This window comes from Streptomyces sp. CWNU-52B (genome assembly GCF_047444975.1).
Taxonomy (GTDB): domain Bacteria; phylum Actinomycetota; class Actinomycetes; order Streptomycetales; family Streptomycetaceae; genus Streptomyces.
Genome location: NZ_JBLFJV010000023.1, coordinates 13,782 through 35,121, shown reverse-complemented (window position 1 = coordinate 35,121; position 21,340 = coordinate 13,782). Strand labels below are relative to the sequence as shown.

Sequence of the window (21,340 nt, the reverse complement as noted above, 5' to 3'; positions counted from 1 at the left end):
ACTCGCCCGCTCGGTCACGCGGCACAGCGGAGCTTGCCGTATCGCTCGTCGCCGGTCCAGGACTCCTGGGCCCAGGAGTCCACCGCGGCCGGTGCGAAGCTCTCCCGCTTGCCGAGTTTCTCGGTGAACCACTTGGCGAAGGCCGCCGCTCCCTGCTGGCAGTTGTGGATACCGTCCGGGGCGCGCAGCGCCTTCTCCCCCGACGCCTCGGTGCCCCACACCTGGGAGGCGTCGAAGAACTCCGCCGTGCCGTCGCTCCGCACGGCGACTTCCGCGGCGACCTCGGGAGCGGTGCCCATCTGCGCCTCGTGCTGCTCGTAGAACCCGTCGATCCTGATGGGCGGCGCCGAGACGAGCACCACCTCGGCCCCGGAGTCCTCGGCCGTGTCGACGACCTTCTCGTAGGCGGCCCGCTGCTGATCGCGGGTTCCCCAGTCGTACGTCGTGATCTGATAGGCGATCACGGTGGGCCGGAACGACTCGATGTCCTCGCCCAGTTGCTTCCACGTGGCGCCCGAGATCATCTGCGTGATCTTCTCGCCGCTGTCGACGATCGTGCCCCCGCCGTCCGAGGAGGAGTCCTGGAACTCCACACCACCGGCTTTCAGGGCCGCGCCCAGGGCGGGAGCCTCGGCGCCCGCGATGGAGTCCCCCAGCCACAGCACCTTCGTGGCGGCGCTCGTCGTCGTGCTCCTTCCCTCGTCCTCGACGCCGGAGCCGTTGTCGCCGCAGCCGGCCACGGTGACGCCGAGCAGGGTCACCGCCCAGACGGCGCTCAGGGCGTGGCAGGCCGTACGGCGCGGAGAACCGGATCGGGAGCAGGAGCGGGAGCGGGAGCCGGATCGGGACCAGGAACGGGGCTTGCGTTTGCTGTTCATGCCCTCAGCACAGCAGCGCCCGAGCCCCCGATCGCCCGCCGTCATCGTTTGCTCATGGTCCGGGCAAGGAGCGCTCACAACGCGTCCGGCGGCCGAGCGGACCTCCATGGGGGAAGAAGAGGTCCGTCCGGCCGCCAGGGTCTCACCTCACCCGCGCTCCCTTCCTGCGCAGACCCGCGGCTCCGGATGACCGGACACCTGCGGCTCCGGGTACCGGCAACTCCTGGTAGGGGCAGCAGCGGCCGGCGGCGGGGTCAGATTTTGCCCGCGCCCGCTCCGGACGTCACCGAGGCGACGACCGTCGAGGCCGGTTCGGCGGTATAGGCGTAGGGCGGGCTGGTGAAGGTGCCGGTGCGGGAGATCTCGGTGGCGGCTCCGCCGAGGTCGTTGCCGCGCAGGTTGGCGTAGCCGTCCACGTCGCTGCTGCGGCTGGTGGTGACCGCGAGCTTCGTCGTACGGAAGACGTTGTTCTCGACGAGCAGTTGAGCGCCCATGCGGGAGTGCACCGCGGTGTCGGCGCCCTCGACGTAGTTGTCGTAGAAGTGGCCCGTGCCGAATCGCAGGCTGGGGATGCGCGAGTACACGTCGCTGAAGTGGTTGTGGTGGTAGGTGACCTTCAAGTGGCCGGTGTCCTCGGCCGAGTTGTTGTCGCTGTGGCCGACGAGTGAGCCCTTGAAGTGGTTCTTGAAGGTGTTCCAGGACACCGTCACGTCGTCGGACGCGTGGGTGACGTCGAGCAGGCCGTCGTAGTAGTCCTTGTCGTGATCGCGGTCCGCCGAGAAGGAGTTGTGGTCGATCCACACCTTCGTCGCCTCCTGGACGGTGATCCCGTCCGACGGCGCGAGGGGCTTGCTGATATTCAGATTGCGGACGACGACGTTGGTCACGCCTTTCAGCCGGAGACCGCCGCCGGTGAACCCGGAGGACGAACCGACGCCCAGGATCGTGGTGTTGGAGCCGACGTCGACCTGCCCGGTGAGCGAGATCAGCCCACTGACCTTGACCACCTTGGCCGTACCGCCGGTGACGGCCGTCGTGAACGCGGCGAGCGTGGAGACGGTGACCTCGCTCGCGGCGCCGCCACCCGTGGTGCCGGCGCCGAAACCGATGGGGGAGGTCTCGGCGGCACCCGCGGACTGCGGCAGAGCGACGGCGGTGCCGATCGCGAGGGCGGCCGCCGCGACCACGGACAGGACCAGTCGTCCGGGACCGGTACGTGGAGGGTGTGTGCGCATGCGGGTGCGTCCCTTCGAGAGCGTTCCATTTTTCAGATACGCGAACGACGTACGTGATGTGGATCGCCGTGCGAATGCGGCGCACTCTTCAGCACTCTTCGTCGCGGCGCCCGAAGGGCCCGGGAAGTGCACGTTCCCCGGTCGTGCACCGCCCCGGCGTCCGACGTCTCACCTACTGGATGACGACGAAGAGTCACGCCACTGAACGGGAACGTAAACGGCAAGCGCTTTCTAGTCAACGTCTGGAGCAGAACGACCTGGAGCAGAACCAGCGCACTGTTCCAGGAGGGGTCCAGCAGTGTTCTAGGTCAGCGGCTTGCGTTCGGGCCACCACCGCCGGACGGCCTCGAAGATCGTCGACGGACTGGTGTTGAAGCAGAGCTTCGCGTCGGGCGCCAGTTCGTGGGTGGTGTTGACGAGCACCTCGAAGAGCGGGGTGAGTGCCGGGTCCAGCCGGACACCGGCGCCGATCATCACGACGTCGTAGTCCTTGGCGGCCAGTGCGGCGCGGTAGACCGCCTCGGCCGTGCGGCCGTAGTCGAGCAGGCAGACGTCCATGGTGATACCGAGTTCCGCCAACCGGGCCCGGCCTGCGGCTATCCCGGCCCGGATCGTGTCGGCGTCGATCGCGGGGAACGCCTCCCGCGAGGAGGGCGCGTCGTCGACCAGCGCGGGATCCAGTCCGACGTTGAGCAGGGACGGGGACATGTCTTCGTACCTCCGGTTGGCTCGGGGTTCTCGGATCCACGCTAGGGGTCCGTGGGCCGGGCGGCCCTCCCACAATTCTGGGATACGGTCGGAACGGTGAGCATTCCGACAGCGCGGCGCGAGACCCTGCGCGGCATCGAGGCGATCTGCCGTCTCGATCTCGACTCCCGGGAGCTGAGGCGTCGGATCGCCGACCGGCTGACGCGGCTCGTCCCGGCCGACTCCTACTGCTTCGGCGCGATCGACCCGACGACGCTGCTGTCCACCGACGAGGTGAGCGTCGGACTCGTACCGGAGGCGGCCGCGGCGTCCGCGTACAACGAGCATCTGGTGGACGACGTACTCAAGTTCGCGGTGCTGGCCCGTTCCGGGGTGTCCGCGGGCACGCTCAGCGCGGCGACCGGCGGCGACCCGAAGTCCAGTCACCGGTACCGGACCGTGCTGCCGATGATCGACGCACGGCACGAACTGCGGGCGGGCTTCGTGGTGGACGGCCGGTGCTGGGGCGTCCTCGCCCTGTTCCGCGGCGGCGGGCGGCCCGACTTCACCCCGGCCGACATCGACGTGCTGCGGCGGCTGTCGGCCCTGGTGGGCGCGGCTCTGCGCAAGGCCGCCCGCCGAACCCCCGGCGAGGCCGCCGCGGGCCCGGCCGAGGCCGGTGTACTGCTGCTGGACCAGGACCTGCGACTGCTCTCGGAGAACCGGTCCGCGAAGCTCTGGCGGGACGAACTGGCCCCGTCGGAAGGGGAACTGCCGACCGCGGTCCTGGAGGCCGCCGCGCGGGGAAGAGGTGCGGCGCTGCCGGCGTACGGGCGGATCCGTGGCCGCTCGGGTCGGTGGCTCTCCGTCCATGCCTCGCCGATGAGCGGTGGCCCGCACCCGGCGACCGTCGCGGTGACGATGCATCAGGCGCCCGCCGCCGACGTGGCCGAGATGCTGCTGCTCGCCTACGGGCTCACCGCGCGCGAGCGGGATGTGCTGGCACGGGTCGTCGCCGGCCTGCCGTCGCGGACCATCGCCCTGGAACTGCACATCACCGCGGCGACCGTGCAGGACCACCTGAAGAGCGTCTTCGCCAAGACCGGCGTCCACAGCCGCAGCGAACTGGTGGCGACCGTCCTGGGTCTGTGACCGGGTGTGAGGCCGGTGTGAGGCCGGGTCTGTGACCCAGGTGCGAGGCCGGCGCGCCGGGCTGTCCGGCCCCCGTCCGTGCGGCGGCGGCCCTGCGGCATCAACGCCCGCGAACTGCCGCCGTCCTCGGCCCGTCGGTCCGCTGCGCGGCGACGCCGGGAACATGTACATGTCGACGGTGCCCGCCTCTTGCCCACGACACCGCCCCCCCTTGATCCTGTACGTGGTGAGCCGCCGTCACCTGCCCATCGGCTCCAAGTCCTCAGCGAACTCAGCACCGTGTTCGAGCGAACTCACCAGCGTGTTCGGCAGCCAGGCCGCGATGAAGTCTCCCCACCACTCAAGGAGTCCGCATGGCAAGACCGATCAGCCGTCGCATCCTTCTGGCCACCGGCACGGGCGCCGCCGCCGGTCTGTCCCTGCCGGGTGGCGCCGCGTATGCCGACGGCCGTGCGACCACCCGCGTGCGATTCACCCTGAACGCCCAGGTGCTCGACGGTGGCGAACAGGTCACCTCGGTCACCCTCGACACCGCCCGGCTCGGCCCGATCGACCCGGCCGGCCTGACCACCGGCACCTTCACCGTGCACGCCAAGGCCACCAGCCCGATCCCCATCGCCCCCGACGACGTGATCTTCAGCGAGTACGACCTCGACCGCACGGTGACCGCCGTCCGGCTCGACCGCCACGGGCGCATCGTCCTCGAACTGAGCTACGCGGAAGGCCGGACCGGCGGCAGCACCCTCGGCTACGTCGCGGGCCGGGGCCGCAACGTACTGCTCGACCTCACCTACACCATCACCCAGCACGCCCCGATCACCCTGCGCGATCACCGCTCGCTCACCATCACGGACTTCGTGCAGGCCGACCGGGTGTCGGACCCCGAGGTCGACGCGTTCAGCTCCCACGTCTCCGGCTCGGGGATGAAGTACCGGCTGTACTCACCCACCGGCGCCCACTCTTCCGGACACTCTTCCGGACACTCCTCCGAGCGCTCCTCCGAGCGCTCCTCCGGACGTTCCTCCGGACGGGGCGGACGCCCTCTGATCGTCTGGCTGCACGGCGGAGGTGAGGGCGCCTCACTGCCCGACGACTACTACGACAACGAGACGACGCTGCGAGCCAACCGCGGCGCACTGGGCTTCGCCACTCCCGAGGCACAACGCGTCTTCGGCGGCGCCTACGTCGTCGCTCCGCAGAGCACCTCCGCGTGGATGCAGGACGGCCCCCGCTTCGCCCCCCTCATCCACGAGATCATCGGCGACGTCGTGGCGAGGAACCGCGTCGACCGCGACCGGATCTACGTCGCCGGATGCAGCAACGGCGGCTACATGAGCATGAAGATGACCACCGTCTACCCCGACCTCTTCGCCGCGTCCGTGCCGATCTGCGGTGTGGTCACGCCCCTTCAGCCCGGCGGTGCGCCGCTGATCCCGGACGCCGAGCTGGCGCGGATCACCACCCCCAGCTGGCTCGTCGCCTCCCGCGACGACACCACCGTGGACCCGCAGGCCAACACCGCCCACGCGCACGACCTCATCCCCGGCTCGCTGATGACGCTCTACGACCACGTCGTCTGGAACGACTACCAGTACGCCGGTCACTGGTCGTGGATCTATGTCGCGCGCAACGACCCCAGCGTCGACGGAACGCACATCTGGCAGTGGACGGCCGCCCAGCGCCGGCACTGACAGGGACCCCGGAACCCCTACAGCTCATCGCTCATTGCTCGCCGAGCCGGTCGGCCCGCTGGTCCGCCTCGATGTCCGAGCGCCGTACGCCGTACGCCGGTGAATCGGGTGGGACGGAAGGCCGCGAGGAGGTCCTGGGACCGGTCGCCCGTGATCTCGGTCGCGGCCAGGCGTCCCAGGACCGCCGCCAGGGTGATGCCGCTGTGCGAGACGAGGCAGTAGACACGGGCGTGCCCGGCGGCGTAGCCGACGACGGGAAGGCCGTCCGCAGGCAACGACCGCAGGCCGACGCGCAATTCGATGTGCGGGGCGATGCGCGGCGCCCGGCTGCCGTCCGGCAGCAGCTCGGAGAACCGGCGGGCCAGGGTGCTCGCGACCGCTCCGCCGGCGGGCGGAGGATCGGCCGCATCGACGTCCGCGTTGAGGTCGAGGGCCTGCAGGACCGTGCGTCCGCCGCCCGCGGGGCGCACGTCGAGGCCGGGGCCGTGGATCACGCAGCGCAGGTCGAGTTCCGGGTGGCCCGCGTACCCGAGCAGCCCCACCGTCGGCGCACCACGACCGGTGTCCGTGACCATCGGGACGTCGATCCCGGTCCGCTCGGGCGACCGACACTCCGCCGGGCCCTTCGTCGATCTCCACGGCCTCACCGGTCACGTACCGGGCTCCGTGCCGCTCGGCATCGGCCGGCCGGTTGTTCACCAGGAGGCCGGGCAGGACGTACCCCTCGTCGGGGAGGTGCGCGACGGACGTGACGGCCGCCGGAACCCGCACACCGGCCGCGATCCGCGCGGCCTCGGCCGTCGTGATCCAGTGCGCGGGGTAGCCGAGGGACCGCAGTCGCCCGGCGAGCCTTGCGTGCTCCGCCATCCCCGCCACACCGAGCCGGTGATGGTCGGGGTCGAGCCTGCGGTACGAGTTCGTCCGGGCGAAGGTGGTCGCGCTCGTACCCGTACCAGGTCCCAGCCGGTCCGTCACCAGTACGTCGGCGCCGGCGACAGCGAGGTGCCTGGCGAGGCTCACGCCCAGCACCCCGGCGCCGATGACGATGACCTTCATCGTTCGCGTGCCCCCTCACCGGTCTCCGGTCTGCGGCACGCTGCCCACCGGGCAGGGACCGGAAACCAGGTTCATCCGGCGGCGAGTGAGGCCAGCACCGTGGCCGTCAGCGCGGAACGCGTGACCATGCCGGACACCGAGGTGTTCTCCGAGCGGGCGTGCGCGCCCGAGCCGACCGCTCCGATGCCGTCCAGGACGGGCGTTCCGGCGGCCACGACGAAGTTGCCGTCGCTCGCTCCGCCGACGGACGCCTCTCGCAGGTCCTCCCCGAGCAGTGCCGCGCACCGGCGGGCCAGCTCCGCGAGCGCCGCGACCTGGCCGGTCCGCTCGAAGACGGGGCGGTTCCAGTCCCCCGTGACCGCCACACCGGTGCGCGGATCGACGGGGCGCAGGGCGGCGAGGGCCTCGGTGACGCGGTGCTGCTCGGCGGCGGAGGCGACGCGTACGTCGATGCGGGCGACGGCGTGTCCCGCGGTGACGTTGCTGCGGGTGCCGCCCTCCACGACGCCCACGTTGAGGGAGGTGCCCGCGGCAGGGTCCCGCAGTTCGGCCAAGTGGAGGATCTGGTGGGCGAGTTCGTCCACCGCGCTGGCCCCGGCGGTCGGGTCGAGCCCGGCGTGGGCCTCACGGCCGGTCACCGTGACGGTGAACAGTCCCACGCCCTTGCGGGCCGTCTTGATCGCTCCGTCGGCGGCCGCCTCGAAGACCATGGCGAGCCTGCTGCCGTGGGACTCGGCGACGATGGCCTCGTGGGACGCGAGGCTGCCGGTCTCCTCGTCGCCGTTCAGCATCAGGGTGCAGGCCGGCCGGGGCAGTTCCAGCGCGTCGAGGGCGCGCAGGGCCCACACCGCCTGCACGAGACCGGCCTTCATGTCGAAGACACCGGGCCCGCTGATGTGGTCGCCGTCCCGGCTGAAGGGCCAGGTGTCGAGGGTTCCGGTGGACCAGACGGTGTCGTAGTGGCCGAGGAGCAGGACCGGCCGGCCGTCGTCGGCGTGGGCGTCCCGGGCCGGGTAGCGGCGGACGAGGATGTCGCCCGCCTCCTCCCGCGGAAGGATCTCCTCGGCGTCCGGGGCGCCGAGGCGCCGGTCGAGCCAGCCGCGCAGCCAGCCGAGACAGGCGTCGAGGTCGTCCGGGTCGTCGCTGGCGCTGCCCTGGGAGGTGTACGCGTCGAGGTCGGCGACCATGTCCTCACGGTGCGCGTCGAGCCACCGCCGCACCGCCTCGGCCTGCTCCGCCGCCGGCAGCCGACCGGACACCACGGGCCCGCCCGGGTGAACCGCGTCATCCGACCGGCCAGGACCAGCAGCCCCGACCAGGCCGCCCCGGTCCCCCGACCGCACAGGTACGACGGCCCCCGGCGGGGAAACCGGCTCAGCCGACCGACCGGAGACCACGCCCCCAGCCAGGCCACCAGGGTGATCCGGCCCGTCCGACCCACCAGGAACCACAACCCCAGCAGGGGCAACCCGCTCGTCCGCCCCACCGAGGCCCGCAGCCCCGACCAAGCCGCTCCGGTCCCCCGGCCTGCCGTGGACGGCGTCGCCGGTCGGGTGGTCCTGTCCGGCCGGCCGGACCTGCGTCGCACGACCCGCTAGGCGGTCCAGTTCCTCCAGTCGTGATTCCGCCATTCCGCCCGGGGCGCCCTCCAGTTCCCGCAGGCCGTCCATGACCGCGCGCAGGAGCGTCGTGGGCAGTCCTTCGCGGGCCGCGTGGGCGAAGACGTCGGCGTAATGGGTGGTGACCTCGACGGGCCGGTGGCGTACGGCGAGGTCCCGCCAGATGCCGCTGCGGTCCTTGGCCTGGGTACGCAGCCACGCGCTCAGGCGGTCGAAGGCGGCGTCGCGTTCCGCCGGGTCCGTGCCCTGCCGCAAGGGGTGGGGATCGAAGGCGTCGAAGGCCTCCAGCGTGACGCCGAGCCGGTCGGCGACGGCGAAGATCTCACCGGTGAGGCCCGCCATGGCGGGCCGGTGCCGGTCGATGAGGTCGGCCATGGGGGCGTCGGCGAGGGCGGTGGCGGCGAGCATCGCGCCGAAGCCGGCCTTGGCCCAGAGGTACCCCTCGACGTTGTCGCTGGCCACCGCCGGGCCCCAGCTCCGCAGGTCGGCCACGATCGCGCGGACACGGGGGCCGGCCGGGGCGCCGCCGAGCTCGCCGACGACGAGGGCGCCGGCGCCGCCGTCGAGGACGACACCCGGTTCGACCACGTCGGCGAAGATGTTCACGAACGCGGCGACGGTGCGGTCGGCGCCCACGTGCTCGGCGATCAAGGCCTCGTTGAAGCCGTTCTGGAGCGAGACGACCTGGCCGTCCGGCTCCAGACGGGGCGCGATCCAGGCCGCCGCCGCGGCAGTGGCCTGCGCCTTCACGGCCAGCAGGACCCGCCCGAGGGTGCCCGAGAACTCGTCCGGGGTCGTGGCGTCGACCCGCACGCTCGTACGGGACTCGCCGTGCGCCACGACGAGTCCGCGGGCGCGGATCGCGTCCACGTGGGCGCGGTCGGTGTCGACGACGGTGACCGGGTGGCCGGCGCGCGCGAGGGCGAAGGCGAGGGTGCCGCCGATCGCGCCCCCGCCGACGACCGTGTAGGCGGCCCGCTGCGGGGCGGGGTCGGTCATGGGGTGGGTCCTTCCGTGAGGGCGGCCGGGACCGCCGCGAGCGGGGTGGCGCGGGTGTCGCCTGGCTGCCAGATGCGGGGCAGGTGCAAGGCGCCCGTACTGGATCCGCCGTCCACGCGCAGGATCTCCCCGGTGATCCAGGAGGCCTCGGGGCCCGCGATCCAGCACACCGCGCGGGCGATGTCCCGCGGGCTGCCGGGGCGCCCCAGCGGGTTGGCGCCGATGGCCGAGGCGTACTCGGCGGAGACGGGATTGCAGTCGCTCGACACCTGGACGAACCCGGGGCTGACCGCGTTGACGCGGATGCCGTGCTCACCCAGTTCCAGGGCGGCGGCGCGGGTCGCCATCTCCAGGGCGGCCTTGGAGCTGGCGTACGGGCCGCCGCCGGGGCGCGCCCGCAGCGCGGAACCGGAGCTGATGTTGACGACCGCGCCGGGCCGCCCTTCCGCGACGGCGAGCCGGGCGAACGCGGCGGTCGCGAGGACGGGCGCGCGCAGGTTGACGGCGAACAGCCGGTCCCAGGCGCCCGCGTCGACCCGGGCCATGTCCAGCGAAGGGTAGACACCCGCCGCGTTGACCAGCACGTCCACCGGGCCGTGCGCCGTCCAGACTTCCTCGACCAGGGCGGTGGGCGCGTCCGGGTCGGTGAGGTCGGCGGTGTGCACCGCCGCGCCGCCGCCCAGCCGGGCCGCGGTCCGTTCCAGCGCCGCGGGATCGCGGTCGGCGAGTGTGAGCCGCGCGCCCCGCGCGGCGAACTCCTCGGCTGTCGCGCCGCCGATACCGCCCGCGGCACCGGTGACGAGCACGTGCGGCATCAGTCGAACTCCTTGTCCTTGGTCTCCGGCATCGTGAGGTAGACGACGAGGGAGACCAGCGCGGCGCCTGAGACGTAGATCCAGAGCAGGTCGCTGTGGCCGTTCTCGTGCATCCAGGTGGTCAGATAGGGCGCGGTGCCGCCGAAGACCGCGACGGCGAGGGCGTAGGGCAGGGCGATACCGGTGGCGCGTACCTCCGCGGGGAACTGCTCGGCCATGATGACGGCGCAGTTGGCGGAGTAGCCGAGGATCAGCAGCATGCCGACGAGCTGGACCAGGAACAGGCTGAGGAAGCTCCCGTCGAGCAGGTGCAGCAGCGGCCAGGCCAGGACGACGAAGCCGCCGGCGAAGGCCGCCATGGTCGGCTTGCGGCCCACCCGGTCCGAGAGGCGCCCGACGAACGGCAGCGCGACGACGAACACGACCAGACACAGCGTCTGCGACAGCAGGGCTGTCTTCAGCGGGATGCCGGTGGTCAGATTCGCGTACGTCGGAAGGTAGTTGACCCAGATGTAGTAGGTCAGCGTGCCCGCGACGGTGATGCCCGCGACGCGCAGGGTGGCCGCGGGGTGCTCGACGAACATGGCCTTGACGGGGTTGGTACGGGTACGGCCCGCGCCCTGTGCCTGGGTGAAGGCCTCGGTGTCCTCGACGGAGACGCGCAGCCACAGGCCGACCAGTCCGAGGAGGCCGCCGAAGACGAACGCGGCGCGCCAGCCCCAGGAGTGCACGGCGTCGTCGCTGAGCGTCGAGGTGGTGAGGGTGCCCAGGAGGGAGGCGATGAGCACGCCGCCAGCGACCGACACCTGTTGCCACGACCCGGCGAACGCGCGCCTGCCGCGGGCCGCCGACTCGACGAGGAAGGCGGAGGACGAGCCGAACTCGCCGCCCGCGGAGAAGCCCTGTACGAGCCGGGCGAGGAGCAGGATCAGCGGCGAGAGGACGCCGATGGTGTCGTAGTTCGGGGTGATCGCGATCAGGAAACCGGCACCCGCCATCAGGGCGACCGTGAGGGTCATGCCCTTCTTGCGGCCGTGGCGGTCGGCGTAGGCGCCGAGCACGGCGGCGCCGACCGGGCGCATCACGAAGCCGACGGCGAAGACGGCGAGCGTGGACAGCAGGGCCACCGCCCCGTCGCCCTTGGGGAAGAACTCGTCGGCGATGATCTTGGCGAAGATGGAGTACAGGGCCCAGTCGACCCATTCGACGGTGTTGCCGATGGTGCCGGCGACGATGGCCTTGCGCTGTGCGCCGCTCAGTCTGCCGGGGGCGGCGGAGTCGCCGTCCTTGGACAAGGGACCGGCGGGTGGGGCGGATCCGGTGTTCATGGCGTCTGCTCCGGGGCGTCGGGGACGGAACGGGAGGTCGGGGGGAGCGGGGAGGGCTGGGTGCTCGGGACGGTCGGAGTCGTCGGAGCGGTCGGCCGGCCGGGCTGTCGGCCGGCCATCACCGCGCGGGCCGTGTCGGCGAGCTGGGCATGGGTGGCGTACCAGACGTCGGAGTGGGCGGCGATGTGGTCGAGGAGTTCGCGCAGCGCCACCAGCCGCGAGCGGTGGCCGATGACGTGCGGGTGCAGGGTGAGCTGGAAGACACCCCCGTCGCGGTGGGCGGCGTCGAATTCGTCGGTCCAGATCTCCAGCACGTCGCGGGGACGGCTGTGCGGGCGGACGGAGCCGTAACGGTCCATCGTGAAGTACGGGGCGTCGTCCCTGATCCAGTCCACGGGGATCTCGACCAGGCCGGTGGGCCGGCCGTCGGCGACGATCTCGTAGGGCTCGTCGTCGGCCATCAGCGAGGAGTCGTAGGCGAAGCCGAGTTCGAGCATGATGGCGAGCGTGGACTCCGAGAAGTCCCAGGACGGGGTGCGGATTCCGACGGGCCGCCGACCGGTCAGCGTGTCGAGGGTGTCCAGGGCACGTGCGGTCAGGTCCCGCTCGTCGGCGCGGCTCAGCAGCATGTTGCGCTCGTGGATCCAGCCGTGGACGGCCAGTTCGTGCCCGTCGCGGGTGTAGGCGAGGGCCTCCTCGGGGTGCAGGAGGGCCGAGACCGCCGGCATGAAGAACGTCGCGGGGACGCCGTACCGGGCGAGGAGGTCCAGGATCCGGGGTGCGCCGACGCGGGCGCCGTACTCCCCCTGGGCGAGGCGGCCGGGGCTGGTCTCGCCGTCGCGCAGCGGGATCGTCTCGTGGTCCGAGTCGAAGGACAGCGCGACGGCGACCCGGGCGCCGCCGGGCCAGCGGTCGGGGACCAGCCGGCGGCTGGCGCGTACGGCGTCGACGTGGCCGCGCCAGGTCGGTTCGGTCCAGAGCCAGCTGTCCGCGGGCAGGCCGGAGTCGTCTGTGGGCATGGTGACTCCACGAGGGTCGGGGACGGGACGAAGGAGGAGAGGGAAGCGGAGGAAAGAGAGAAACGGGAGAGGAGCGGGACGGCCGTCGGGAGCCCTCGCCGGCTACGACCGGCCGGGTGCCCGCTCAGGCGGGGTGGTGGACCATCCGGTGCCAGGAGTACTTCATGGTGACGAGGTGCAGCGTCACGTCGGAGGCGATCAGGCCGGGCAGCGCGCCGATGACGTCGCTGGTGTAGCGGAAGAGGTCGGTACGGCGGGGCAGCACCATGTGCCCGACGAGGTTGAAGCGGCCGGTCGCCGCGCCCAGGAACTTGGTTCCCGGGTGTCCGGCGAGCTGTCGTCCGGCGGCGTCGAGCCGGTCGGGCTCGATCGAGAGCCAGACCATGAACTCCGCGTCGTAGCCGATCAGCGCCGGTTCGACGAGGGTACGGAACTGCAGGACGCCGCGGGCGATGAGCCGGTCCATGGCCCGCGCGACGCTGGACTCGGTGTGCTCCAGGTTCCTGGCCAGGGTACTGACCGGGGTGCGGCCGTCCTCCTTGAGCGCCGCGACGACCGCCTGCTCCAGGGCGGTGAGCGCTCGTGGCGTCACGTCCCAGTCGGCGCGGTCGCAGGACGACGCCAGGGCGCCGGGCCGCAGGTCGGCTGCCGCCTCGGCGGGCAGCAGTCCGGTGTCCCAGGCGGACGCCGAGGTGAACGTACGGATGACCGGTACGGCTTCGGTGCTGGTGATGAGATCGGCCGCGGGCAGGTCGGTGAAGAGCATCCGCATCATCTCCTCGTTGTCCCGGGCCACGAAGTCGACGATCAGGTCGGCGGCGCCGGTGACGACGGCCACGAAACGGACGTCGGGGCTGGCGGTGAGCCGGTCCGCGACGTCCAGCCCGCGGCCGGGCCTGGCCTGCACCCGGACGAGCATGGAGGATCCCTCCCGCGTCCGGTCCAGCTCCAGGGTGCCGACGACCTGCAGCAGCCCGCGCTCGCGCAGGGCACGGTAGCGCCGCTGGGCGGTCGTCTCGCTGGCGTCCACCCACCGTGCCACCGCGCTCCACGGGGCACGGCCGTTGAGCTGGAGCGCGGCGATGATGCGCCGGTCCAGTTCGTCGACGGTGTCCACGGGGGCTCGGTTGTTCATGGCGCCGACGCTAATGAGCACCTCGGCCGCCGTCAATGAGGGAATCCTGCATCACCCCAGGTCACAGCAGTGCCATCCGGCGTCCGGGGCATTACGGAGGCGTAAAGTACCCAGTTGGAGCCCGCACCCGCGCATGGCTGGAACATGACGGATTACCCCACCGGCGTGTCCGAAAAAGTTCACCGGACGTCTGTGGACACCTCTGTGGAACCTCCGTGGAGACCTGGCCCGGGGCAGGCGCCGGTCAGCTGTCCTGCGCACCCCCGGTGGGTGCCGGCGCGGTCGCGAAGAGCGCCGCGAGGGCGTCGACGGCCTCGTCGGCACGCGGCTGCCACTTCGTCACCCAGTCGTCGACGACTCCGGCCAGCTCCGGCTTCCGCTCGATCGCGTAGCCGGTCAGCGCCCGGGTCCAGTCCTGGCTGCGGCGCGCGTCCCTGCCGAACTCCGTGCACAACTCGACGAGGAACCTGTCCCCGTTGTCCTCGGCCAGCCGGCCGAACCTCTCGTTGACGAGGGTGTCCACCGCGGGTTTGACCACGACGTCGAGCCCGACGAAGGCCTCGCCCCAGTCGTAGGCGATCAGGAGGTTCTCCAGGGTCTGCCGCAGCGGCTGCCAGGCCGGGCCGTCCTCCCAGGCCCGGCGGGCGGTGTCGGTGCCGGCCAGGTCGTCGCCGTGGGCGTCGGCCAGCACCTTGGTCCAGTAGGCGATCCGCTGGATGCGGCGCATTTCGTCGGCGGCCTGGAAGTGCGCGCAGTTGGTGATGTACGACGAGGGAGCCATCTGCCCGACGTACAGGCTGATCATCTGCAGCACGTGCAGCGGGAAGCGCAGGGGGACGAACAGGGTCCGCAGCGTGTCCACCCATCCGGGGTCGAGCGCGGCCGCCGACTCGTTCTCCTCGTACCGGTCGACGAGGGCGTCCAGGTAGATCTCGCGGTCGTGCTGGAGCTCGATGTAGTCGCGGTAGGTCAGCCTGGCGGGGTCGCGGAAGCCCTCCCAGTCGTCCACCTGGAGGGGAGATCCCTCACGGTGGGCGAGGTACCACTTGTTCAGCGTCCACTCGGGGTCCATCTCGAACGGGACCGGATCGCGCCGGAAGTGGTAGTGGAACTTGCCGGTGACCACCTCGTAGGGCGTCGGCCTGCGCCGGACGTCGCCGAACATGCTCCAGGTCCTCTGCTTCGGCCCGCCGGACTTCCGCCCGCCGGACGCGCTCGACGCACTTGTCACGGCTCAGTCCTGCCTCTCCAGGTACCAGACCACCTGTTCGTCGCTCTGCTCCAGGCGCCCGGCGAACGACACCAGCGCGGGCTCCAGATCGCTCAGCCTGAACTTCCTGCCCAGCTCCTCCTCCAGGCTGCCGCGCGTCAGCACGCAGCGCCGGGGGACGCTGATCCGCACGTACCCTCCCCGATCGTCGACGATCACCTCGGCGTCGGGGTTGTCCTGTGCGATCGCGGCGGCCACCGCCTCGGCGAGGTCGCCGTCCATGCCGCGGATCACTGGTCCCACCAGCTTCTCGGCGCCGGTGCCGGATACGGTCATCGTCTCGTCCTCGGAATTCGTCCTCGGTGGGCGGCTTCGGTAGGCGTCTTCGGTAGGCGTCTTTCGGAGTTCCTTCGCCGGACCCGTTCGCCGGACCCGTGCGGCGCGTTCGTCCTCACGGCTTTCGGCAGCGGTGGTGGTGGGGCTCGCCGTCCTGCGGGATCCCGATCCGCACCACGCCGCCTTCGGTGGCCCGTACCGCGTACCGGTAGAGCCGACAGCCGGACGGGTTGACGCCCGTGCCGGAGTTCAGGTCGAACTCCCAGCCGTGTCCGGAGCAGGTCAGGGCGCTCCTCTCCACGTCCCAGTCGCCGTCGGTCAGCGGGATCCGCTGGTGCGGGCACACCCCCTGGTAGGCGGCGAAGGACCCGTCGACGTGGTGCACGACCAGCACCCGCTCGCCGGCGACCTCGGCGTCGACGAGATCGCCCTCCCACAGCCCCTCGGCCTCCGGCACGTCGAACCACCGCACCGGAGCGTCGCTCATGGCGCGTACCCCACTTCCACCACGTCCAGCGGCCGCATGCCCGCGGTCACCACCGTGGCGTCGAGGGGCAGCGTCCGCCCGTCGTGCCGGACCCGCAGCGGCCGGTCCTGTGCCGGTACCCGGTGGTCCACCACGTGGTGGGCCACCTTGTCGGCGACCACGGTCATCGGGTCCTCGTCGTCCACCGGTACCAGCAGCACCACGAAGTCCCCGTCGAACACTGCCTGCAGAGGAAACAGCGCCATCACTCAGTTTCCTTCCGTCTTCTTCCGTCTTCTTCTGTTTCCTTCGGTCCGAGTCGTCGGGGCCGGTCAGCCGCGGGTGACGGTGCGGTCGCCCGGCGCGGCGTGGGTCCAGGCGTAGCCGGTGGCGTCCTGGCCCATCTCCTCGGGCGACAGCCCCATGTAGGCCAGCGCGCCCTCCATCGTCGGGGGCTGGATCTGCCCGCCGAGGAACCGGTCGATGACGGTGGTGTGCCCGCGGAACCGCTGTGGGGCCTTCTCGAAGACCCACTGGCAGGGCACGGAGCAGAAGACGCGGCGGCGCCCGTCCGCGTCGAGGATCCTCGGCTGCGGACCGGCGAGCCGGCCCACGTTGTACCCGGCGGGTGCCACCACCGGGATGTGGCACAGGTGGCAGATCATGGGGAACGTCTCCGGCAGGGCGGCCTCCGGACGGCCCGCCCGGATGTTGGCGGCGATGACGTCCCAGTAGCGGCCGAAGTCGTCGTTCCAGCCCGGGTACTTCTGTTCCAGCCAGTCCCGCTCCTCGGGGGCGACGCCCGCGTCGGGGTTCCACCACACGGTCGGGCGCCAGTACCAGATGCCGAGCTGCAGGGCGTGGTGGTACCAGTCGAGTTCGGGCAGGAAGTGCTCGTCCCAGTACCAGGGCTTCTCCAGGCCGAAGTCGCGGAACTGGTCCAGGAACTGCTTGCAGATCCACTCCTCCATGAACTCCTTGAACGAGTGGCCGCGGTGCTCAAGCGGCGTGTAGTAGTCCATCGACAGGCCGGTCAGCAGCGCGAAGAGCCGCCACGACCGCCAGAACATGTGGTCCACCAGGTGCTGTGCGACGTCCTTGCGACCGTGCTCCACCAGGAGCTTGATGGTCGGTTCCCCCTGCTGGGAGTGGCGGGCCTCGTCGGTCTGGATCGACGAGATCAGCGCCCCGAAGTCCACGTCACCGACCTTCATCGCGTCCGCGGCCATCCCGAGGAACTGCAGGTTGGTGAACCCGGTCTCGAAGGTGAAGGTCAACTGGACGGCCGTGGACACCGCGTCGTTCGCGGTGAACATGTCGTCGAACAGGCTGCGGGCGGCGATCGCGCCCCACTCGTTCGTGTGCAGGGCTTTGTGCGCCCAGTCCGCCCGCGGTTCCTTGGCCAGGAGCCCGTACGGGAAATAGGTCTGGATCTGACCGTGGCGGGTCTCGTCGAGGGTGCCGAACGTCGCCATGTTCCGCCACGCAGCCGCGCGCCCGAACCGGCCCATCCGGGACTCACCGAGAGCGGCGAGGTACTCGGGAACCGCGATCACGCCGTAGTGCGCGATGATCGCCGACTTCCACCCCGGGTCCAGTTGCTCGTACACCTTCGACCGTCCGATGACGGCGTTGACGGCGTAGACGGCGGCGTCCTTGCCGTACTGGTTGTGCACGTACTCCGGGTACGTGACCTTGTACGGCTCGTCCCACGCCCACCAGGCCTCGGCCGGCAGCCCGAAGCTGTCGGAGAGCTCGGCCGGCCAGACCTCCTCCTCCTTGACGTAGGACAGGGACCAGTTCATGTCGCGGGTCAGGTCGTACCACTCGGAACGGGCAAGACGCGGCACGTGTCGTCTCCCTTCGTACGGTGCTTCGTACGGTGAGCGGACCGGGCGACCGGGGTCGCCGCCCCGGGACGGGTCTGTGCGTGCGCGATCGGTGGCGTCCCCTCATGGCTATCACCGCGACGGTGCCCGCGCCATATGCACGTCCGCCCGCGGGTGGGGCGGTTGCGGCGACGCGGCCACACCGTCCGTGGGGACGGCCTGCTGCCGGGAGGAGTCGGCGGCGGTCACCGCCCGGTCGGCCGACGGCTTCCCCGTGTTGACCAGCGGCGGTGGTCACGTCGCACGCGCGTGGGCTGCCGCCGGAGGGGCGCCGGCCCTCACCGGGATCACCGTCCGGACGCGTACACCCCCGGAGCAGCTCCCCTACGGCGTAAGCATCACCGACGGCCGGTCCCGCGCCTCAGATCAGGTCGCTGTATCAAGTCGCTCCATCAGGTCGCCGTCGAGCGGAAAGGTACGCTGCCGGAGTGATCCTCCCGACGGCCGATGAAGTACGCGCGCTGCACGAGAGGTACGCGCCGACGGACGAGGCCCTGGACCTCGTCCTCACGCACTGCGAGATCGTCTGCGGCATCGCCGAACAGCTCGCGGCACGGACGGACCTCCCCCTCGACGTCGATCTCGTCCGGGCCGGCGCGCTGCTCCACGACATCGGCGTCTACCGGCTCTACGACCGGGCCGGCCGGCTCGATCACCGCGACTACATCCGCCACGGCGTTCTCGGCCACGAGATCCTCCGCCAGGAGGGGTTCCCGGAGCGTCTGTGCCGCTTCTGCTCCTGCCACACGGGAGTCGGCGTCACCCGGCACGACATCCGCGCACGACGACTCGCGCTGCCCGAGGCGGACTATCTGGCCGAGAGCGTCGAGGAACAACTGGTGATGTACGCGGACAAGTTCCACAGCAAGACGACTCCCCCGACGTTCCTCACCGCCGATTCCTATGCCACGCAGCTGGCGAGATTCGGCACGGACAAGGTCCACGCGTTCGGCCTGCTGCGTGACCGGTTCGGCGAACCCGACCTGACCTCGGCCAGGGCGCGATACGGCCACGCGCAGGCTTGAGACCCGCGGCTCCGTGCCGGGCGGACCGGTCGGTACCGAGGACGCGCGGCCCGCGGTCGGCCCGTCAGCCAGTCCTGGCCGCACGCCGCGCCAGGACGGCGTCCCTGCGCTGGTCGAACCGGGTCGCCTGGATGTCCAGCGAGCCGAGGAACTCGCCCAGTTCCTGCTGGGCCCTGAGCCCTTCGGGCCCGAGGCCGGAGAGGTGCAGGACCTTGAGGTGGCGCAGTACCGGCTGGAGGACGTCGTCGTGGTGGACCCGCAGGTCGTAGACGCCGCCGAGAGCGATCTCGACGGCGGCGCGCTCGAAGCCCGGCAGGCCGTGGCCGGGCATCCTGAAGCCGCTCACCACGTCGGCGACGGCCCGCAGCGCCTGGTCGGGGGCGATCTCCAGGGCGGCCTTCAGCAGGTTGCGGTAGAAGACCATGTGCAGGTTCTCGTCGGTGGCGATGCGCGCGAGCAGCCGGTCGCAGACCGGATCGCCGGAGCTGCGCCCGGTGTTGCGGTGCGAGATGCGGGTGGCCAGCTCCTGGAAGGCGACGTACGCCACGGTGTGGAGCGGCGAGTGCCGGTTGTCGGAGACGAATCCGGCGGACATGTGGGTCATGCGCGCCCGCTCCAGCGCGACCGGGTCCACCGCGCGGGACGCGACCAGGTAGTCCCGCATGGCCATGGAGTGCCGGGCCTCCTCCGCGGTCCAGCGGTGCACCCAGGTGCCCCATGCGCCGTCCCGCCCGAACAGGGTGGCGATCTCGTGGTGGTAGCTCGGAAGGTTGTCCTCCATGAGCAGGTTGACGACCATCGCGACCTTGCCCACCTCGGTCAGCGGGGACTGCCCGGGTGCCCAGGGCTCGCCGCCCGGGATCCCCTCGAAGTCCCGCCCCCGGCTCCACGGGACGTACGCGTGGGGCATCCAGTCCTTGAACACGCCCAAGTGACGGTTGAGTTCCCGCTCGACCACCTCCTCCAGCGCGTGGAGGAGCTGCGCGTCGGTCCAGGTGGCGCGCCGGACGGAGGAGGTGAGGGAGGTTACGGAGGGGACAGCGGGAACGGAGGGAACGGGGGGCATGGTAGAGCGGCCTCTCACCGCGGAATGAACCTACGGTTCCGTAAGTTATGAGGCCGCACAGTGGTTCCGCTGGGGCCGTTCGGCCCTACTTGGGGTCACAGGGGCCGTGGGGCCCAGTCCAGTCGTCCGCGAGGGGCCGCTCCGCCGGCCGTACGGACGACGAGGTCACTGCCCGACCTCGATGACGGAGGCGGGACAGATCGCCGCGGCCTCCCGCACGGCGGCGTGCAGACCGGCCGGCGGCTCGGGCTCCAGCAGGACGACGATGCCGTCCTCGTCACGCTGGTCGAACACCTCGGGAGCCGCCAGTACGCACTGGCCCGCGCCACAGCACTTCTCTTCGTCAACGGTGATGTGCATCGTGCTCCTGTCAGCGGTCCGACGCGGCCTGACGTACGCGCCGCGTCGGCCCGCATGCGTCAGCCGACTGTGCCGGAGGGTGGATACGGGCCCAGGACGGGGCCCGCTACGGGGTGCTACCAGGAGAGGGGGAGCTCGTGGACTCCGTAGATCGCCATCGTGGAGCGGAACGGGACGGCGTCCAGCTCGCCGTCGAGGCGCAGGCCGGGGAACCGGCGGAAGAGCGCCGGGTAGGCCAGCTGGAGTTCGACACGGGCGAGGTTCTGGCCGAGGCACTGGTGGGGGCCCGAGCCGAAGGACATGTGCCGGCGGGCCGCCGGCCGGTCGATGTCCAGCCGATCGGGTGCGTCGAAGACGGCGGGGTCGCGGTTGGCGGCGTCGTTCGCGCAGATGACGGCGTCACCGGCGGCGATGCGCACACCGTCGATCTCGATGTCCTCCAGGGCCACCCGGCGTCGCCCCATGTGGACGATGGTGAGGTAGCGCAGCATCTCCTCGACGGCGCCCGCCACCTTGTCGGGAGCGCCGTCCCGCACCGCGGCGAGCTGATCGGGATGCTGGAGGAACACCAGGGTCCCCAGGGCGATCATGTTGGCGGTGGTCTCGTGCCCGGCGACCAGCAGCAGGCGGGCCTCGTGGGCGCACTCCTCCTTCGTGCTGACGCCGGTGGCGAGTTGGTCGGCCGCGACGCGGCTGAGCAGGTCGTCGCCGGGGTGCTCCACCTTGTGCTCGATGAGGTCGCCCAGGTAGTCGACGAGCTCACCGGAGGCACGGAGCGCGTCCTCGGGGGTGCTTCGGGTGTCGACGATGACGGCGCTGGCCCGCTGGAAGAACGCGTGATCGGTGTAGGGCACGCCGAGCAGTTCGCAGATGACCAGGGACGGCAGCGGCAGCGCGAAGGCCGTGACGAGGTCCGCGGGCGGCCCCTGGCGCTCCATCGCGTCGAGCAGGTCGTCGATGATGCCCTGGATCCGCGGGGCGAGCTGCCGCGTCCGCCTGACGGTGAAGTCACCCGTGTAGGCGCGGCGGCGGTCGCTGTGTTCCGGGTCGTCCATGGAGATGAACGAGCGGTTGTGGTTGCGGGTCGCCTCGCTCCCGGCGCTGACGCTGGGGTAGCCCGGGAGTGTGTTGTCGGCGCTGATGCGGCTGTCACGCAGCAGCGCGGCCTGATCGGCATGGCGGGTGATCAGCCACGCCGTCCGCCCGTTCCACAGCGAAACACGGGCGACAGGAGCGGTGGCCAGCAGATCGGTCACCATGGGTGGGGGGTCGAACGGGCAGCCGGAGGCGCGTTCGGCGGGCCAGGGTACGGGGGCGGTGGGGGCCTGGGTCATACCTGATCCTTCAGCTGGGTTCGGCGGCCGGGACGACGGG

20 protein-coding genes and 1 pseudogene are annotated in these 21,340 nt (G+C 71.3%); 3 read left to right on the top strand and 18 right to left on the bottom strand.

All coding sequences use genetic code 11. The features are described from left to right. Positions 1–14 precede the first annotated feature (14 nt). The 3 genes from ACLVWQ_RS22555 to ACLVWQ_RS22545 form a co-directional block, all read right to left on the bottom strand. The gene (locus ACLVWQ_RS22555; protein ID WP_414110913.1) at positions 15–878 is read right to left on the bottom strand and encodes an SGNH/GDSL hydrolase family protein; all 864 of its coding nucleotides are present in this window, start codon (positions 876–878) and stop codon (positions 15–17) included. Positions 879–1,132: 254 nt separating this feature from the next. Further along, positions 1,133–2,113, bottom strand: coding sequence for a pectate lyase family protein (locus ACLVWQ_RS22550; RefSeq protein ID WP_414110912.1), 981 nt, complete (start codon positions 2,111–2,113; stop codon positions 1,133–1,135). Between the two features lie 303 nt (positions 2,114–2,416). Then, positions 2,417–2,821 (bottom strand): hypothetical protein, encoded by a 405-nt coding sequence (locus ACLVWQ_RS22545; protein ID WP_414110911.1) that lies wholly within the window; start codon positions 2,819–2,821, stop codon positions 2,417–2,419. 96 nt (positions 2,822–2,917) lie between these two features. Here ACLVWQ_RS22545 and ACLVWQ_RS22540 point away from each other — a divergent pair, with 96 nt between their 5' ends. Both ACLVWQ_RS22540 and ACLVWQ_RS22535 read left to right on the top strand, forming a co-directional pair. Then, positions 2,918–3,952, top strand: coding sequence for a LuxR C-terminal-related transcriptional regulator (locus tag ACLVWQ_RS22540; protein ID WP_414110910.1), 1,035 nt, complete (start codon positions 2,918–2,920; stop codon positions 3,950–3,952). A gap of 353 nt (positions 3,953–4,305) precedes the next feature. Beyond that, the gene (locus tag ACLVWQ_RS22535; RefSeq protein ID WP_414110909.1) at positions 4,306–5,643 is read left to right on the top strand and encodes a prolyl oligopeptidase family serine peptidase; all 1,338 of its coding nucleotides are present in this window, start codon (positions 4,306–4,308) and stop codon (positions 5,641–5,643) included. 17 nt (positions 5,644–5,660) lie between these two features. Here ACLVWQ_RS22535 and ACLVWQ_RS22530 read toward each other — a convergent pair whose 3' ends face one another. From ACLVWQ_RS22530 to ACLVWQ_RS22475, 12 genes and pseudogenes are all read right to left on the bottom strand, one after another. Beyond that, positions 5,661–6,218, bottom strand: a complete 558-nt coding sequence (locus tag ACLVWQ_RS22530; RefSeq protein WP_414110908.1) for an FAD-dependent oxidoreductase — start codon at positions 6,216–6,218, stop codon at positions 5,661–5,663. Positions 6,219–6,546: 328 nt separating this feature from the next. Beyond that, a pseudogene (locus ACLVWQ_RS22525) lies at positions 6,547–6,699 on the bottom strand (FAD-dependent oxidoreductase); the annotation flags it as partial. A 71-nt stretch (positions 6,700–6,770) separates the two neighbouring features. Beyond that, positions 6,771–9,317 carry a M20/M25/M40 family metallo-hydrolase gene (locus tag ACLVWQ_RS22520; RefSeq protein ID WP_414110907.1) on the bottom strand — a complete coding sequence of 849 codons (2,547 nt, stop codon included), beginning with the start codon at positions 9,315–9,317 and terminating at the stop codon, positions 6,771–6,773. Further along, positions 9,314–10,132, bottom strand: a complete 819-nt coding sequence (locus ACLVWQ_RS22515) for an SDR family NAD(P)-dependent oxidoreductase (protein ID WP_414110906.1) — start codon at positions 10,130–10,132, stop codon at positions 9,314–9,316. Before ACLVWQ_RS22515 ends, ACLVWQ_RS22520 begins: the two co-directional genes overlap by 4 nt. Beyond that, positions 10,132–11,460: an MFS transporter gene (locus tag ACLVWQ_RS22510; RefSeq protein WP_414110905.1), complete on the bottom strand. Its 1,329-nt coding sequence runs from the start codon at positions 11,458–11,460 to the stop codon at positions 10,132–10,134. Before ACLVWQ_RS22510 ends, ACLVWQ_RS22515 begins: the two co-directional genes overlap by 1 nt. After that, positions 11,457–12,479, bottom strand: coding sequence for a polysaccharide deacetylase family protein (locus ACLVWQ_RS22505; RefSeq protein WP_414110904.1), 1,023 nt, complete (start codon positions 12,477–12,479; stop codon positions 11,457–11,459). The genes ACLVWQ_RS22510 and ACLVWQ_RS22505 overlap by 4 nt, the downstream gene beginning before the upstream one ends. 124 nt (positions 12,480–12,603) lie before the next feature. Then, positions 12,604–13,614, bottom strand: a complete 1,011-nt coding sequence (locus tag ACLVWQ_RS22500) for an Lrp/AsnC family transcriptional regulator (RefSeq protein WP_414110903.1) — start codon at positions 13,612–13,614, stop codon at positions 12,604–12,606. Between the two features lie 244 nt (positions 13,615–13,858). Beyond that, complete coding sequence (locus tag ACLVWQ_RS22495) at positions 13,859–14,779, bottom strand: hypothetical protein (protein ID WP_414110902.1); 921 nt, start codon at positions 14,777–14,779, stop codon at positions 13,859–13,861. Positions 14,780–14,848: 69 nt separating this feature from the next. After that, positions 14,849–15,160 carry an MmoB/DmpM family protein gene (locus ACLVWQ_RS22490; RefSeq protein ID WP_414110901.1) on the bottom strand — a complete coding sequence of 104 codons (312 nt, stop codon included), beginning with the start codon at positions 15,158–15,160 and terminating at the stop codon, positions 14,849–14,851. Positions 15,161–15,275: 115 nt separating this feature from the next. Then, on the bottom strand, positions 15,276–15,647 hold the full coding sequence (locus ACLVWQ_RS22485; protein WP_414110900.1) for a Rieske 2Fe-2S domain-containing protein: 372 nt from the start codon (positions 15,645–15,647) through the stop codon (positions 15,276–15,278). Further along, entirely contained in the window at positions 15,644–15,892 is a 249-nt protein-coding gene (locus ACLVWQ_RS22480) for a toluene-4-monooxygenase system B family protein (RefSeq protein ID WP_414110899.1), read from the bottom strand. The genes ACLVWQ_RS22485 and ACLVWQ_RS22480 overlap by 4 nt, the downstream gene beginning before the upstream one ends. Before the next feature lie 66 nt (positions 15,893–15,958). Then, positions 15,959–17,476: a toluene monooxygenase gene (locus tag ACLVWQ_RS22475; RefSeq protein WP_414110898.1), complete on the bottom strand. Its 1,518-nt coding sequence runs from the start codon at positions 17,474–17,476 to the stop codon at positions 15,959–15,961. Positions 17,477–17,943: 467 nt separating this feature from the next. On the opposite strand from ACLVWQ_RS22475, the gene ACLVWQ_RS22470 reads away from it, so the two are divergent. Then, positions 17,944–18,540: an HD domain-containing protein gene (locus ACLVWQ_RS22470; protein WP_414110897.1), complete on the top strand. Its 597-nt coding sequence runs from the start codon at positions 17,944–17,946 to the stop codon at positions 18,538–18,540. A gap of 64 nt (positions 18,541–18,604) precedes the next feature. On the opposite strand, the gene ACLVWQ_RS22465 is transcribed toward ACLVWQ_RS22470, so the two are convergent. From ACLVWQ_RS22465 to ACLVWQ_RS22455, 3 genes are all read right to left on the bottom strand, one after another. Further along, complete coding sequence (locus tag ACLVWQ_RS22465) at positions 18,605–19,606, bottom strand: acyl-ACP desaturase (protein ID WP_414110896.1); 1,002 nt, start codon at positions 19,604–19,606, stop codon at positions 18,605–18,607. A 165-nt stretch (positions 19,607–19,771) separates the two neighbouring features. Beyond that, positions 19,772–19,966, bottom strand: coding sequence for a ferredoxin (locus tag ACLVWQ_RS22460; RefSeq protein WP_414110895.1), 195 nt, complete (start codon positions 19,964–19,966; stop codon positions 19,772–19,774). 116 nt (positions 19,967–20,082) lie between these two features. Next, the gene (locus tag ACLVWQ_RS22455) at positions 20,083–21,300 is read right to left on the bottom strand and encodes a cytochrome P450 (protein ID WP_414110893.1); all 1,218 of its coding nucleotides are present in this window, start codon (positions 21,298–21,300) and stop codon (positions 20,083–20,085) included. Between the last annotated feature and the right edge of the window lie 40 nt (positions 21,301–21,340).

Excerpts from the sequence above, each read along its gene's own strand:
- ACLVWQ_RS22465 (WP_414110896.1), bottom strand. The coding sequence starts at position 19,606 with ATGCCCCCCGTTCCCTCCGTTCCCGCTGTCCCCTCCGTAACCTCCCTC.
- ACLVWQ_RS22515 (WP_414110906.1), bottom strand. The coding sequence starts at position 10,132 with ATGCCGCACGTGCTCGTCACCGGTGCCGCGGGCGGTATCGGCGGCGCG.
- ACLVWQ_RS22495 (WP_414110902.1), bottom strand. The coding sequence starts at position 14,779 with ATGTTCGGCGACGTCCGGCGCAGGCCGACGCCCTACGAGGTGGTCACC.
- ACLVWQ_RS22520 (WP_414110907.1), bottom strand. The coding sequence starts at position 9,317 with ATGACCGACCCCGCCCCGCAGCGGGCCGCCTACACGGTCGTCGGCGGG.
- ACLVWQ_RS22500 (WP_414110903.1), bottom strand. The coding sequence starts at position 13,614 with ATGAACAACCGAGCCCCCGTGGACACCGTCGACGAACTGGACCGGCGC.
- ACLVWQ_RS22510 (WP_414110905.1), bottom strand. The coding sequence starts at position 11,460 with ATGAACACCGGATCCGCCCCACCCGCCGGTCCCTTGTCCAAGGACGGC.
- ACLVWQ_RS22460 (WP_414110895.1), bottom strand. The coding sequence starts at position 19,966 with ATGCACATCACCGTTGACGAAGAGAAGTGCTGTGGCGCGGGCCAGTGC.
- ACLVWQ_RS22485 (WP_414110900.1), bottom strand. The coding sequence starts at position 15,647 with ATGAGCGACGCTCCGGTGCGGTGGTTCGACGTGCCGGAGGCCGAGGGG.
- ACLVWQ_RS22455 (WP_414110893.1), bottom strand. The coding sequence starts at position 21,300 with ATGACCCAGGCCCCCACCGCCCCCGTACCCTGGCCCGCCGAACGCGCC.
- ACLVWQ_RS22535 (WP_414110909.1), top strand. The coding sequence starts at position 4,306 with ATGGCAAGACCGATCAGCCGTCGCATCCTTCTGGCCACCGGCACGGGC.
- ACLVWQ_RS22555 (WP_414110913.1), bottom strand. The coding sequence starts at position 878 with ATGAACAGCAAACGCAAGCCCCGTTCCTGGTCCCGATCCGGCTCCCGC.
- ACLVWQ_RS22530 (WP_414110908.1), bottom strand. The coding sequence starts at position 6,218 with ATGGTCACGGACACCGGTCGTGGTGCGCCGACGGTGGGGCTGCTCGGG.
- ACLVWQ_RS22545 (WP_414110911.1), bottom strand. The coding sequence starts at position 2,821 with ATGTCCCCGTCCCTGCTCAACGTCGGACTGGATCCCGCGCTGGTCGAC.
- ACLVWQ_RS22490 (WP_414110901.1), bottom strand. The coding sequence starts at position 15,160 with ATGACCGTATCCGGCACCGGCGCCGAGAAGCTGGTGGGACCAGTGATC.
- ACLVWQ_RS22550 (WP_414110912.1), bottom strand. The coding sequence starts at position 2,113 with ATGCGCACACACCCTCCACGTACCGGTCCCGGACGACTGGTCCTGTCC.
- ACLVWQ_RS22505 (WP_414110904.1), bottom strand. The coding sequence starts at position 12,479 with ATGCCCACAGACGACTCCGGCCTGCCCGCGGACAGCTGGCTCTGGACC.
- ACLVWQ_RS22480 (WP_414110899.1), bottom strand. The coding sequence starts at position 15,892 with ATGGCGCTGTTTCCTCTGCAGGCAGTGTTCGACGGGGACTTCGTGGTG.